Raw genomic sequence first — 14199 nt, 5'->3', positions numbered from 1 at the left:
AGGGTATTGTCACAGACAGGGAATAGTGCTTCTGCCGGGAAGGAAGATTTGCGGCCCGGAAAGGGAAGTAAGCTGGGATATGTCGTAGCCGGGGCCATTCTAAGCTGTAGCTTCGGCACACAGCCCACTCGGCTGAAGCGCCCGCTAAGCCATGGTGTATATGTCAAAGGCAAGGCGCAAATGAATGTCGGCGATTGTGAGCCGGGAGTGAACATATCTGGCTTTGGCAGGTGCTGGTGTAAGGCCAACCCTGCGGTGAAGGCGAGCAAGCTGGTAGATATCTACGGAGTGCCCAAAGCACCGTGTGTACCGGTCATCACGGGAGCATGGATTGGTGGAAAGAAGGATGTGCTGATTGAAGGTCAGCCAGCGCTGCTGCAAAGCTGCTCTAACGCCTGTATGTATGGAGGCATGATTCGAATTGACGATGATGGACAGAATCTCGACTGAGCGGACGTTCATCATACAAGGAAGGGAAGACAGGGGAGGAACAACGAGATGAGGAAGAATGGTGATGAGTGAGATCCCGACCAATCAGAGCACAACAGTAGAACCTAGCCACATTCCACTGCATCGGCTGGAGCTGTCAGCGCCATTTGCGCTGCAACGGATTTCAGACATGCGAATGAGCCGCCCACTGCACAATCACGCCAGACTGTTCCTGATGGGAATTGTAGATGAGGAGCAACAGGGACGCGTGCTAGAGCAGGCCCGAGCGGATCAGCCGCTCATACTTACGCTCCGAGGGGAGGAGGGTCAGCCTGCACGTACGCTGTTTCATGGAGAGCTCCAGCAGGTGCGCATGAGCATGGTTCGAGGAGTACACACCGTTGAACTGGAGGCGGTGTCTCATACCTATCAGCTGGACGTCAGACCACGCACGCGTTCTTTTCAGGACTCGCAAATGACGTATGCTGAGCTTATTCGGCAGGTGCTAGAGCTTTATCCCGATGCGGACTGCATCCAGATGGTTGGCGATGAAGTCAAGCTTGGTGAGCTCCTTGTCCAGTATCAGGAGACGGACTGGGCATTCCTGCAACGGATGGCCTCCCGTTTTGGAACGGTGCTGGTTCCTGAGGTGACGCTTCCTGGTCCGAAGCTCTGGTTCGGGGTACCAGAGGGACGCTCTGTCAGCTTGGACAACGCCCATTATCGGCTGAGACGGAGCTTCGATAAGGACGCCACGGCGGAATTCAACCATATATTAGAGAGCGGAACACAGGCCCAGCCGGGAGATGAGGTAGAGTGGGCGGGAACGAACTGGACCATTGGAGAGATCACAACGAGCACCCAAAGTGAACTGTTGTTCCATGAGTACCGTCTGATGCCTGAAGGCAGCATTCATAAGCCGCTGCAGCACAATGCAAGATTGACAGGGGCCATACTGGAAGGCAAGGTGCTGGAGGTCAAGGAGGATCGCCTGCGTGTGCATCTGGAGGTGGACGAGCAGCAGGACCCTGCGAAGGCGTGGTGGTTCCCCTATGGAACGCCCTATAGTGCCGAGGGGCATAGCGGCTGGTATGTCATGCCGGAGGTCGGGGACCAGATCCAGGTCTACTTTCCGAATGTTCGGGAGGTGGAGGCTGTGGCAACGGCCTCAATCCGCCGGGCCAAGTCAGCGTCAGCGAAGCTGACTGATCCCCAGGTGAAGGTGTGGGGGACGGCGGCGGGGAAGTCAATACAGCTCAGCCCATCTGAATTGACGCTGACGGCGAGCAGTGGAAAGGTAGACATCCGACTTCACTCTGGTGGCGTGCAGGTGAGCAGTGACAGCAGCCTGTCGGTCTCTGCCAAGAGTCGTCTGTCGCTGCATGCAGATCGTCGTGTGCAGGTGGATGCAGGTAGTGCGATCTATCTGCATGCCGGAGGCAGCAGTCTCGTGCTGGACGGTGAGACCGATCTGCGTTCAGCACAGGTGAAGCTGGAGGGAACGGTGAAGCGCCCGGTCTTCGTAGCGGATCTGGAGCCGATCTGGGAGCCACCTATTGCCGGGGCCCCGACTCCCGGAGACTCGCCAGACGCTTCCGGGGGAGAGGGTGGAGAATCCTCGTCAGGTCGCAGCTCTTCGAATTCGAAGGGAAGTGAAGGGGGCCAAGCTCCTGCGGCCAATCTGATGGGGGCACAACTCAATGCCCTGAAGCTGGGTCAGGCAGTGGCGGGTATGATCCCAGTCTTAGGTGCAAGCCCGGTGGTCGCTGCTGTTGGTGCCGTTGTCGCTGTGGCAATTGCTGGTGCGATGCCGTTCATGGGCCATGTATCATCAGGAGGAGCCAGAGGACGTTCCAGTTCGAGCATATTCGGTCAGCATCTATTGTCAATCGTGGGTGGTCCGCTACTGGGTAAGGCGTATACCGCCGCCAGATTGTTCGGTAGAACGCCGATGGCCGAAGAGCTCATTAAGGCCATGAAGGATGAGATGAAGCGGAAGCAGCGATATAGTACGTATATGGCCTTGCATATGGAGAAGGATCTATTAAGGCCGAAGATAGAGAAGGAGACTCTGGCGGCGATCAAAGCACGCAACCCCGATAGTAAGCTCTATGGTGGAGAGAAGGAGGGCTTCTATCAGGCGCAGCAGTATTATCTAGTATGGCTTTATGGAAGTAAGGCTACTGAAAGGCTGAGCCAAGAGGAGCTTGGACATAATTCATATCTCGTGTATGAGCTGGATAAGCTGCAAAAGCAAGGTAAGGACTTATCGACGCTAACGGTTGAAGAAATGGACCGACTGTCATTTGAAAATGCGAGTCGATGGTTTAAAATTGATTCAGCGGTTGTTACTGCTTACGGTGCAGGTACGGCGTATATGGAGGGCAGAGCCCTGAGCTCGACGGCAGGTAAGACAACTGTAGATCCACAGCCTAAAGCCACTTCTCAGGAGTCTAGCGATCATGTTACGTATTATCGTGTACAGGGAGGAACACCCCCTAATGCTAGTTGGGAAAGAATTAAGAAAAATGATAACGAAAGCATTACCGTTCAAAAAGGTGTTAATGTCAATATAAGTACTGGAAATATTAAACATGCAGAATATTTCCTTAAGGAAAAGCGTCCTGGTGGAGAAATAGTTGCTTTCGATTTACCCAAATGGTTTGATGATTTTGTTAAAGAAACTGCAATAAAACAGAAAGGGTATAAGAAAAACCCATTAAATCAAGGTGGTAGTGCTCCTAAGATCGTTGATCCAACTACTCCCGGTGACTCATATGAGTTTCCCCCGATATGGTCTGAATGGTTTGAGGAATATGCGAAAAATGGTAGGATAATAAAAGATGTTGGGGATTAGATAGTTTAGTTATATTTTCAAATCAATTTAGAAGGTGATTTTATTGAAAGTAAATATAGAGTATGGTGAAAACATTATAATTGCAGTCATATTTAAAAAAAATTGGAGCTGGTATGTTACTGAGAAGGATTACTGGTTTTTAGATCTAGTTAAATTGGAAAATGCATATTTGAATAAAGGCTATCAACTGCATGACCAAGGTGATTATTCGGATCGTTTTAATATTGCAGTACTAGATGAAAACTCAGTTGAGAATTTTTTAGATGAGATAAGTGAATTTCAGGTAAGTAAAGATGAATTGAAAGAAATAATACTTATGACAGATGGGACTAATACAGGAGTTGAAAATTATTTACTTCAGTATATGCCTGCCTTGTTAGTTGATTTTGATAATAGAATATTATCATCCAATTTTCCTGAGCCTGCTTCTTTTGAATGCTATGTTCCTGACGGTTGGATCGGAAAGTATGAAGACTTTTTAGATAAAGTCTCAATTGAAGAAAAATACTGGTTAATAAACAGTAGAGACTATTTTTCCAAAAAGTAAAATATACTACTCAAGGAGGATGTTCCCTTGGAAGAGAATAATAAACTAAATATTTTAAGTGAGAAATTTGTTAACGGCGAGACTGGTCAAGAGGTCGAAGGTGTTACAATAATGATTGATGGTAAATTCAAACAGGCTTTAGACATAATTATGGATAATATCGGTGAGTATACTAGTTATACAGAGATTATGCGTGATATCATATTCAGTGGTACTTCGCAAATTATTGAATCAATTAAAAGGTGATTTTTATGTTTTTAACAACCCCATATAGGTGATTTCGAAAAGCAAGTTTATTTACAAGTTTTAAAACAAGATCGTACAATACAACCAACAAACCAAGGCTAAACAATTAACAAGCACTTGATAAACTTTCAAAAGCTCTTTCCCACTTGAATTTGAGTAGGAATGAGCTTTTTTGTGTGCAGAAAACAAACTAATGGCTGAATAACATGGGGAACAATTGTAGGCAACAGAGCAAAAGAGCTAAACTACTAAATGGGGTAACACTGAGTATAAAACGAGTCAAAAAGTACTGACTAAACCAGAGTATATGACAGGTATTGTAGATGAGGAGCAACAGGGACGCGTGCTGGAGCAGGCCCGAGCGGATCAGCCGCTCATACTTACGCTCCGAGGGGAGGAGGGTCAGCCTGCACGTACGCTGTTTCATGGAGAGCTCCAGCAGGTGCGCATGAGCATGGTTCGAGGAGTACACACCGTTGAACTGGAGGCGGTGTCTCATACCTATCAACTGGACGTCAGACCACGCACGCGTTCTTTTCAGGACTCGCAGATGACGTACGCTGAGCTTATTCGGCAGGTGCTGGAGCTTTATCCCGATGCGGACTGCATCCAGATGGTTGGCGATGAAGTCAAGCTTGGTGAGCTCCTTGTCCAGTATCAGGAGACGGACTGGGCATTCCTGCAACGGATGGCATCCCGTTTTGGAACGGTGCTGGTTCCTGAGGTGACGCTTCCTGGTCCGAAGCTCTGGTTCGGCGTACCCGAGGGACGCTCCGTCAGCTTGGACAACGCCCATTATCGGCTGAGACGGAGCTTCGATAAGGACGCCACGGCGGAATTTAACCATATATTAGAGAGCGGAACACAGGCCCAGCCGGGAGATGAGGTAGAGTGGGCGGGAACGAACTGGACCGTCGGTGAGATCACGACGAGCACCCAAAGAGAACTGTTGCTCCATGAGTACCGTCTGATGCCTGAAGGCAGCATTCATCAGCCGCTGCAGCACAATGCAAGATTGACAGGGACCATCCTGGAAGGCAAGGTGCTGGAGGTCAAAGAGGATCACCTGCGTGTGCATCTGGAGATGGACGAGCAACAAGACCCTGCGAAGGCGTGGTGGTTCCCCTATGGAACGCTCTATAGTGCCGAGGGGCATAGCGGCTGGTATGTCATGCCGGAGGTGGGCGACCAGGTTCAGGTCTATTTTCCGAATGTACGGGAGGCGGAGGCTGTAGCAACGGCCTCAATCCGCCGGGCCAAGTCAGCGTCAGCGAAGCTGGCTGATCCCCAAGTGAAGGTGTGGGGTACGGCGGCGGGGAAGTCAATACAGCTCGGCCCCTCTGAATTGACGCTGACGGCGAGCAGTGGAAAGGTAGACATCCGACTTCACTCTGGTGGCGTGCAGGTGAGCAGTGACAGCAGCCTGTCGGTCTCTGCCAAGAGTCGTCTGTCGCTGCATGCAGATCGTCGTGTGCAGGTGGATGCAGGTAGTGCGATCTATCTGCATGCCGGAGGCAGCAGTCTCGTGCTGGACGGTGAGACCGATCTGCGTTCAGCACAGGTGAAGCTGGAGGGAACGGTGAAGCGCCCGGTCTTCGTAGCGGATCTGGAGCCGATCTGGGAACCGCGGACTACTGTCGCTGCATGCAGACAGGCGTGTGCAAGTGGATGCAGGTAGCGCGATCTATCTGCATGCCGGAGGCAGCAGTCTCGTGCTGGACGGTGAGACCGATCTGCGTTCAGCACAGGTGACCACCGCTTGACCGCCTATTGCCGGAGCCCCGACTCCCGGAGACTCGCCAGGCGCTTCCGGGGGAGAGGGTGGAGACTCTTCTTCAGGTGGCAGTTCCTCGAACTCGAAGGGAAGTGAAGGGGGCCAAGCTTCGACGGCTCCTACGGCCAATCTGATGGGGGCGCAATTAAACTTGTTGAAGCTGGGTCAGGCAGTGGCGGGCATGATCCCAGTCTTGGGTGCAAGCCCGGTGGCCGCTGCTGTGGGTGCCGTTGTCGCTGTGGCGATCGCTGGTACGATGCCGTTCATGGGCCATGTATCATCAGGAGGAGCCAGAGGACGTTCCAGTTCGAGCATATTCGGTCAGCATCTATTGTCGATTGTGGGTGGTCCGCTGCTGGGCAAGGCGTACACCGCCGCCAGAATGTTCGGCAGAACGCCGATGGCTGAAGAACTCATTAAGGCGATGAAGGAAGAGATGAAGCGGAAGCAGCGATATAGTACGTATATGGCTCTGCACATGGAGAAGGCTATGCTAAGGCCGAATGCAGACATCGGCAAGCAGACACTAGCGGAGATCAAGGCAAGAAATCCAGAGAGCAAGTTGTACGGTGGAGAGCAGGAAGGGTTCTATCAGGCGCAGCAGTACTACTTGGTGTGGCTCTATGGGAGCAAGGCAACGGAGCGCTTGAGCCAAGAGGAATTGGGGCATAACTCATACCTCATCTATCAATTGCACAGCTTGCAAAAGAAAGGCCAGGATTTATCGAAGTTAACGGTTGAAGAAATGGATCGACTGGCATTTGAAAATGCGAGTCGATGGTTTAAAATTGATTCAGCGGTTGTTACTGCATACGGTGCAGGTACGGCGTATATGGAGGGCAGAGCCCTGAGCTCGACAGGTAAGGCAACTGTTAATCCTGAAGGGACGGGTGATTCTGCAAAGATACCTAGAACAGGACCAGAATGGGATGAGTATTTCCGTTCAAAGTATGGCGATGGTAATGTGGACTGGAAGACTAACTCTGAATACAAACTATACGGTGAAAAATATATTCCTTATACACCTAAAATCAGACCCAATGCAGTAGTTACTAAGCCATCGTTACCTAATGGGGGAAAACCAGAGGGCAATTATGCTGATACTACCGGTAAAGATAGTCGAGGATTAGAAAGACAAAATGAAGCTGCTGACGTACTTGCGGAAAAAGGATATCATACGACAATGCTTGACGAATTTGACAATGGAAATGGTTATGGTCGTGATCCTAAAAAAAGTCCCGATTTCATTATACAAGGGCAAGTATTTGATTGTTATTCTCCTGAGTCAACTAATCTATCGAACATTAATAAAATGCTCAGAGATAAAACTACAGGTCAAGCTAGAAGAATAGTATTAAATTTAAATGATTATCCTGTTGGAAATAGACGTGAGCTAATTGAGTTTATAAGAAGCCAAACGCATAAAGATTTAAAACATTTAGATGAACTACTGATTATCGAAGATCGTCAAGTAACTAGAGCGTACTGGAGGTATGAGTAAAATGGATTTTTGGTTATGTATTGGTTCTAATCTATCTAGGGCGGATTTGAGAAAGTTGCTTTATGATATGATGTGCGAGGTATTATTTGTAGAATTGATTGATTATGAGGCAGAAGTATGGGATTGGTCCGATACTCAACGCGTAAGAATCGGTTGCACATATTTTTCAATGAGCATTAATTTAGAGGATGAAGATGAATACAGAGAACGTTATCGGAAGGACAATCTCGAAGTATATGGTGTAGATACGAATGTTTTTATTAGTATTCAATTTATAGCCCGTACTTTTGATATCGGGTGGATAAAGATTCTTGAAGTTATTGGGAAATTACTGCGGTTGAACAATAATGATCTGGTTATTGAAGATGATACCTCATATCCATTAATCAAAAGAACTAAAGGATGTTTACTGATAAACACTCATTCAGTTGAATATCAAGCAAACTACTTGACTAAAGAAAACTTGGAACTGCTGAATTATCCATATCAGAAGAAGGATTTTTTTGAAAGTGAGTAAAGAAAGTAACTGCTTCTGATTTGCTGAATAACAGAGACATGGTACTCTGCGGATTTTTGGTGTATCCTCAGCACAACACGAAACCACAATATGAGCATGATTAGATATGAAAGAATTGGAAATTCTGTAATGTTGGACTTTTAGGAATATATTGAAGAAGAGGGTTTACGTATTGTGGTCTTTTTTGCCCTTGTTTTTGCTTCAGATATTAGTGAAGTACCTTCACCAGTACCGAGTGAGTTGGGTAACTAAACCCTGGCAGACATAATCTAAGTAATTGCGGTATGAAAAATGAGATGAAGCGGAAGTAGCGATATAGTACGTATGGCGCTGCATATGAAGAAAGATATGACCTATGAATTACTGGAAAATGAAACAAGAAAACAACTGGACAAGATTCTTTGCAGCTTATGGAATACTGACCCTTATTATGACTTAGAACGGTATAAATAAACAAAACTCAGCTACAACCTATCAGCAAGATGCTAGATAGAAAAGGCCTCATGATCTATGTACTTCCGTACATGAGATCATGAGGCCTTTATCTCATTATTTCAATAAGTTGTTACTCTTCCATTACATATTCATAGGCTTCCTTCAGACCGCTACGTAGATCATAGCAGGGCTTCCAGCCAAGCAGTCGTACTGCCTCGCTATGATGCAGCACGCTGTGCCGGATGTCACCAGGCCTCTCGGGCTCGTAGTGTACCTGGAAGGGCTGAGAATGCAGCTGACGTAGCTCATGCACCAGTGTGTTCAGCGAGGTAGGTGTCGTGGTGGCGATCTGAATGATGTGCTGGTGGCCCCGCCTAACAGCGGCCAGGTTGGCTGCGACGACATCCTGCACATAGACAAAATCCCGTGTCTGCTGTCCATCTCCATAGACGGTCAATGGCAGACCTTTTTTCAGACGCTCCAGGAAAATAGAGATGACACCACCCTCTCCCTTGGGTGTCTGTCTTGGTCCGTATACATTCGCATAACGCAGAACAGTGTACTCGAGGCCATAGAGCTTGTGGAAGACACGCAGGTAAGATTCTGGTGTGAGCTTGGAGATTCCGTAGAAGGAGATAGGCTCCACCAGATCCTCTTCCCGAATGGGGAGCTGATCCAGCTCTCCATAGACGGCACAAGAGGAGGGATAAATGACCTTCCGCACTCCAGCCAGCCTGCAAGCCTCCAGTAAATGAGCTGTTCCGGCAATGTTCACTGTGGCATCGTAGCCAGGATTCTTGACGGAATATTGCACATCTGCCTGTGCGGCATGGTGGAACACCACCTCAGGCTGGATGCGGAGCAGCAGCTCCTGTGCTTGAGGGCTACCGATGTCACACACGTGCAGATGAGCTTGTGGGGACACGTATTCCTGTTTGCCTGTTGAAAGATTGTCTATAATGTGGAGTTCTGCCCCTGCAGAGAGCAGGGCATCGACCAGATGGGAACCGATGAATCCCGCTCCCCCTGTGACGACAGCCTTCATGACAGTCGGCCCGCTTTCATCTGATTGCGGAACCAGTCAATCGACAGTTGAAGCCCCTCTTCCAGCGAAATACGCGGTTCGTACTGCAGCAGATTGCGCGCACGAGAGATGTCGGGTACGCGCACGGGCATGTCTTCATAGCTGCTTCCATAAGCATCGATATATGGAATGTATTCAATCGTGGAAGAAGACCCTGCAATAGTGCGAATCTTCTCGGCCAGATCGGCAATGGTAATTGGCTTCTCGGAGCCAATGTTGAATGCCAGTCCGTCCACCTCCCTCTCCATAGCGGCAATGGTGCCCTCGACCGCATCGCTGATATATGTGAAGCAGCGAATCTGCGATCCATCGTTGTATACCTGGAGCGGCTCACCAAGCAGGGCAGCCTTGATGAACCGGGATACGACCCCGCCATAGGGAGAGGAGGTCTGGCGCGGACCGTAAGCGTTAAAGTAACGTACGATGCTGACCGGGAGTCCTTCCTGCGCATAAGCAAAGCACAGATGCTCATCCGTTGCCTTTGCTGTCGCATAGCACCAACGATTGATGGAAGGTGCACCGAGCACCCGGTCCGAATCCTCACGGAACGGAAGTTGTGTGTTGCGTCCATAGATCTCCGAGGTGGAGGAGAACACGACCTTGATCCCGCGCTCGAATGCCAGCTTCAGAATATTGCGGGTACCGTCTATATTCCCCTCAATGACTTTCAGCGGATTCTCCACTGTATTCTTTACACCAAGTACGGCAGCCAGGTGAAAGATAACGTCACATTCGTCCACAAGCTCGCGAAGCACGCCTGCATCCGTCACAGAGCCCTGTATAAAGGTATGATTCGGATTGTGGGATACCTGTTCAAGGAAATGCAGTCGACCTGTAGACATGTCGTCCAGCGTCCATACCCGATGACCGAGCTGGAGCAAGCGTTCTACCAGATGTGAGCCAATGAAGCCAGCCCCGCCGGTTACCAGAATGTTCATGCTTGACACCGCCTTTAATAGATTTTGTAGCTGTACTGGATCACTTGAATGATCAGATCAGGATGATTTTGCTGCGATCCTTGACATGCTTGGTAGCATTGCGGGTATCGATAATCAGATTGGAGACGGATGGGAGCTGCTCATAGGGGACAGAAGAGTGGTCAGACAGAATCAGCACACAATCGTGCTGCTGGATGTTTCTTTTGGTAAGTGGGATACTCTGAAGCTTCGCACGTCCTACGGTAACCTCGGGAATATACGGATCGGAGTAGCTTATGCGGACACCGAGCTGTGACAGCTTCTCCATGATCGGAATGGCTGTAGATTCCCGCATGTCATTGACATCCTTTTTGTAGGTGATACCGAGGACCAGGACACTACTCTTGTTCAGTGCCTTGCGGGCTGACAGGGACTGGCTGACCTTTTGTACGACATAGTTGGGCATGAAGCGGTTCACCTTATGGGCCAGATCAATGAATGTCAGATCGTAGCCGTATTGCTTGGCCTTCCAGAGCAGGTAGAGTGGATCAACGGGAATACAGTGTCCTCCAATGCCGGGTCCAGGATAATAGGGGGTAAAGCCATAAGGCTTGGTACTCGCTGCATCAATGGCTTCCCAGAGATTAATGTTCATCTTCTCACAGAGCACCGTCAGCTCATTAATGAAGGAAATATTAATCAGCCGTTGGCAATTCTCCAGGATCTTGGTGAACTCGGCCACTCTCGGAGATGATACGACAACGACTTGATCGAAGATACTTTCATAGACTTGCTGTGCAAAGGCTGTGCATTGTCTTGTCACGCCGCCAAGCACCTTCGGAATCGCATGTAGAGCAGCTTGCTGCGGCCCCGGATCGATACGCTCGGGAGAGTAAGCCAGATGGATTTCTTCACCGACCACAAGTCCCTTGGCCTCCAGCATGGGCTGCAAAATCTCTTCCGTTGTTCCCGGATACGTTGAGCTCTCCAGCACAATCAACTGGCCCTTGTGCAGGTGGGGGAGCACGGCTTCCATAGCTTTTTTGACGTAGGTGAGGTCAGGCTGGCTGTCACGGTCCAGTGGTGTAGGCACACAGATGATAATGGCATCTGCATGCGTGACATCGGCGAAGTCGCTACTGACCTGGAAGAGCCCGTCCGCGAACAGCAATCGAATCTCTTTGGCAGAGAAATCCGAAAGATAGCTTTGATGCTGCAGCAGCTTCTGAATCTTGCTATCATCCACATCGATTCCATAGACGTGGTGTCCCTTGCTGAGGAAGAGCTGAGCCAAGGGGAGTCCTACATATCCTAATCCGATTACGGCAATGTTGAAGGTTGACTTGTTCATGTTTTCACTCCTTTTCCAGTGCTTGTATATCCTACTCATTTGCTCTTCCAAACGTATAGATTAAAGTACCGTCAGCGCAAAAATGGTAGAATACCATGCCTGTTCCAGGATTCAAGAGATTATGGTGAATGGCGCCATGAATGGCAGACGTCATGGAAAATGGTTGGATGTCCCTGACGGTGACAGACACCAGCACATAGAATAGTGTGAAATGTCTTGGGGAGGTGCTGGATTAGGTGAGAATTTTGCTAAGTACGTATTTTTACTTGCCCCATGTCGGCGGTCTGTCGACCTACGTAGACACGCTTAAGCAGGGGCTTGAACAGTTGGGGCATGAGGTGGATGTGTTCGCCCATCACCCGGATATGGCGCATTATTACATGTCGAACAACGGTCGCAAGCTCAAGAAGTCACTTATTGAGGAACGGGTACATGGTCAGCTCAGCGCTTATTATGAGCAGCACATGCCACATGTGGAGCACTGGATTCGTTGGCGGGATATCGAACGCTATTGCTTCGAGATTGCGGCAGCCTCCTTCGGCCTGGAATCCTACGATCTGATTCATACGCAGGATATTGTCTCTACCCGAGCCCTGTGGAGGGTGAAGCCGAAGAAGACGCCGTTGGTGGCCACCATACATGGCTGTATTGCTACGGAGTTCCTGCACAATGGAGAGGTTACAGGAAAGAACACACTAGCTTGGAAATATGCTGCGGCTGAGGAGCTGTATGGTGCTACCTCCAGTCATGCGACAATGGTGCCCTCTCGCTGGCTGCAGCAGCTGATGGTATCGGACTTCGGTATTCCGAACCGTCATGTAAGGGTCATGCCCTACGGCATTGATGTAGATGCCTTCATGGCACGGACGCAGCAGCCGACAGAAATAAGTGCAGCAGAGGGGACCAAGGTGATCGTGTGTCCAGCCAGATTGGTGCCTGTCAAAGGACACAAGTACTTAATTGACGCACTGGCTCGCTTGAAGCAAGACCGTACAGATTGGGTGTGCTGGCTGTTAGGAAATGGACCACTCAAGGAGGAGCTACAGCAGCAGACGCAAAGGCTCGGCCTGCAGGAGCATGTCCTATTCTTGGGAGATCGCGCAGACGTACCAGCCTTGCTCAAGAAATCGGATATCTTCGCGCTGGCGAGTCTTCAGGATAATTTGCCGTTCTCCGTTATGGAGGCTCAACTGGCTGGGACTCCCGTCGTAACGGCAGGAGCCGGCGGTATTCCCGAGATGGTGCAGCATGGCAAGACGGGCTTCATTTGCCTTCCAGGACAGAGCAATGCGCTATATACGCATCTCAAGCGTTTGCTGGATAATCCGGAGCTACGGGCTCAGATGAGCAAGCAGGCCCAGGAGTGGGCGACGGAGTACTGGTCCATGTCACGCATGATGACTGAGACGATGGAGCTCTATGAAGAAGTGACGAATCAACCAACCTAAGAGAAAGGAATGACGCATATGGCTTATCGTATGGGGCTGCTCAGACAGACCAAATGCGCTGCGGGTAGACCGACCAAAAGCAGACGTACTAAAAGCGAACGCACCAAAAGTGAACGCACCGCGACTTGGGGTTCTGCTCGTAAGCGACGCCGGTCAGAAGGCTTGAAGAGTCGGAAAAGAAGGCCATCATCGTATAGCGGTAGCGGCGGGGGAGTCAAGCGACAGGCGAGAAGACTCAGGAGGAGTACTCAGGCCAGGGGGAGCAGAGGAGTAAGACAACGGAAGCCGAAGCAAGTGAAGCAGCTTAAGCCGAGCAGTCCATTGCAGCAGCAGAGGAACCACCTCATAGCTCCTGGACTGCCTGCATGGCCTGGAACGCCGCAGCAGGCTGAGGCTTGCCCACCTGAGCAGATGCTGCAGCCGTTGGTGCCTCCAGTACAGCCTATAGCAGCCGTCGCTGATCCTGAGAAGCTGATGCAGCAAGTGCACCCAACGCACCCATTAGAGTTATCCGAGTCGGTGCTCCCGAATCTGGCAGCAGCAGCGCTGCAGCACGAAGGAGAGGGAGCAGGTGGCGATGAATGGGGAGCGCATTCCGCAGCGTTCATTGCAGAGCATTCAGGATTTACTTCTGAGCATCTAGCCAATGGAGCTGTGGAGCAGGTAGCGCCTCACTCTGAAGCAGTCGAGCATGTAGGGGCTCACCCCATTGAAGTTAGTTCGTCGCCAGTTCAAGTAGATGCAGCTGGAATGCCTATGGTTGCAGAGCATACGATGCAAGAGAACAAGATATCGGACGACATCACGGATACAAGTGTTTGGGGAGCTTCTGTAGCCCATGGAGCATCTCCTGAGTCAGCTGCAAGCGAGCCTGTAGTCCGGGAGCATACTGCCCCAGAGGAGGATATACCTGTAATCACCCGGCTGGAGTTGGACCCGGCTTTCCTGGAGGTATTGTTGACATCTTCACCTGCAGCCTTGTCGAGTGCTAAGGGCATGGGAAGAGATGAAGGAGTGGGGACGGTCCTGTCCAAGGATGAGATAGATCAGCTTGCCCTTCAGGTCAGCCCGCCGGAGGTAGAGTAGTTGTAGA

Annotated in this window: 12 protein-coding genes; 9 read left to right on the top strand and 3 right to left on the bottom strand. The window is 50.1% G+C overall.

From position 1 onward, the window contains the following. Positions 1-48: 48 nt before the first annotated feature. The 7 genes from K331_RS0119160 (at position 49) to K331_RS0119130 (ending at position 7871) form a co-directional block, all read left to right on the top strand. Positions 49-450, top strand: a complete 402-nt coding sequence (locus K331_RS0119160; RefSeq protein ID WP_028591577.1) for a DUF4280 domain-containing protein — start codon at positions 49-51, stop codon at positions 448-450. A gap of 64 nt (positions 451-514) precedes the next feature. After that, positions 515-3286 (top strand): contractile injection system protein, VgrG/Pvc8 family, encoded by a 2772-nt coding sequence (locus tag K331_RS0119155; RefSeq protein ID WP_028591576.1) that lies wholly within the window; start codon positions 515-517, stop codon positions 3284-3286. Positions 3287-3329: 43 nt separating this feature from the next. Further along, positions 3330-3833, top strand: coding sequence for a hypothetical protein (locus tag K331_RS0119150; RefSeq protein ID WP_028591575.1), 504 nt, complete (start codon positions 3330-3332; stop codon positions 3831-3833). Between the two features lie 27 nt (positions 3834-3860). Beyond that, positions 3861-4079, top strand: a complete 219-nt coding sequence (locus tag K331_RS0119145; RefSeq protein ID WP_028591574.1) for a hypothetical protein — start codon at positions 3861-3863, stop codon at positions 4077-4079. Between the two features lie 307 nt (positions 4080-4386). Beyond that, positions 4387-5757, top strand: a complete 1371-nt coding sequence (locus K331_RS29950) for a contractile injection system protein, VgrG/Pvc8 family (RefSeq protein ID WP_051289923.1) — start codon at positions 4387-4389, stop codon at positions 5755-5757. 247 nt (positions 5758-6004) lie between these two features. Beyond that, positions 6005-7354 (top strand): CdiA C-terminal domain-containing protein, encoded by a 1350-nt coding sequence (locus K331_RS31090; protein WP_156897687.1) that lies wholly within the window; start codon positions 6005-6007, stop codon positions 7352-7354. Between the two features lies 1 nt (position 7355). Next, complete coding sequence (locus K331_RS0119130) at positions 7356-7871, top strand: hypothetical protein (protein WP_028591572.1); 516 nt, start codon at positions 7356-7358, stop codon at positions 7869-7871. A gap of 565 nt (positions 7872-8436) precedes the next feature. Here K331_RS0119130 and K331_RS0119125 read toward each other — a convergent pair. The 3 genes from K331_RS0119125 to K331_RS0119115 are packed head-to-tail and all read right to left on the bottom strand — an operon-like array spanning position 8437 to position 11658. Further along, positions 8437-9351, bottom strand: coding sequence for an NAD-dependent epimerase/dehydratase family protein (locus tag K331_RS0119125; RefSeq protein WP_028591571.1), 915 nt, complete (start codon positions 9349-9351; stop codon positions 8437-8439). After that, the gene (locus K331_RS0119120) at positions 9348-10328 is read right to left on the bottom strand and encodes an NAD-dependent epimerase/dehydratase family protein (RefSeq protein WP_028591570.1); all 981 of its coding nucleotides are present in this window, start codon (positions 10326-10328) and stop codon (positions 9348-9350) included. Before K331_RS0119120 ends, K331_RS0119125 begins: the two co-directional genes overlap by 4 nt. A gap of 52 nt (positions 10329-10380) precedes the next feature. Continuing rightward, complete coding sequence (locus K331_RS0119115) at positions 10381-11658, bottom strand: nucleotide sugar dehydrogenase (protein ID WP_028591569.1); 1278 nt, start codon at positions 11656-11658, stop codon at positions 10381-10383. A 236-nt stretch (positions 11659-11894) separates the two neighbouring features. On the opposite strand from K331_RS0119115, the gene K331_RS0119110 reads away from it, so the two are divergent. After that, the gene (locus K331_RS0119110; RefSeq protein ID WP_028591568.1) at positions 11895-13106 is read left to right on the top strand and encodes a glycosyltransferase family 4 protein; all 1212 of its coding nucleotides are present in this window, start codon (positions 11895-11897) and stop codon (positions 13104-13106) included. A gap of 18 nt (positions 13107-13124) precedes the next feature. Then, on the top strand, positions 13125-14192 hold the full coding sequence (locus K331_RS0119105) for a splicing factor U2AF large subunit (protein ID WP_156897686.1): 1068 nt from the start codon (positions 13125-13127) through the stop codon (positions 14190-14192). The last annotated feature ends 7 nt before the right edge of the window (positions 14193-14199 follow it).

Origin of the sequence: Paenibacillus massiliensis subsp. panacisoli DSM 21345 (genome assembly GCF_000426545.1) — a bacterium.
GTDB lineage: Bacteria > Bacillota > Bacilli > Paenibacillales > Paenibacillaceae > Paenibacillus > Paenibacillus panacisoli.
Note: the sequence above shows the minus strand (reverse complement) of the source record. Positions and strands in the feature narration are given on the sequence as shown.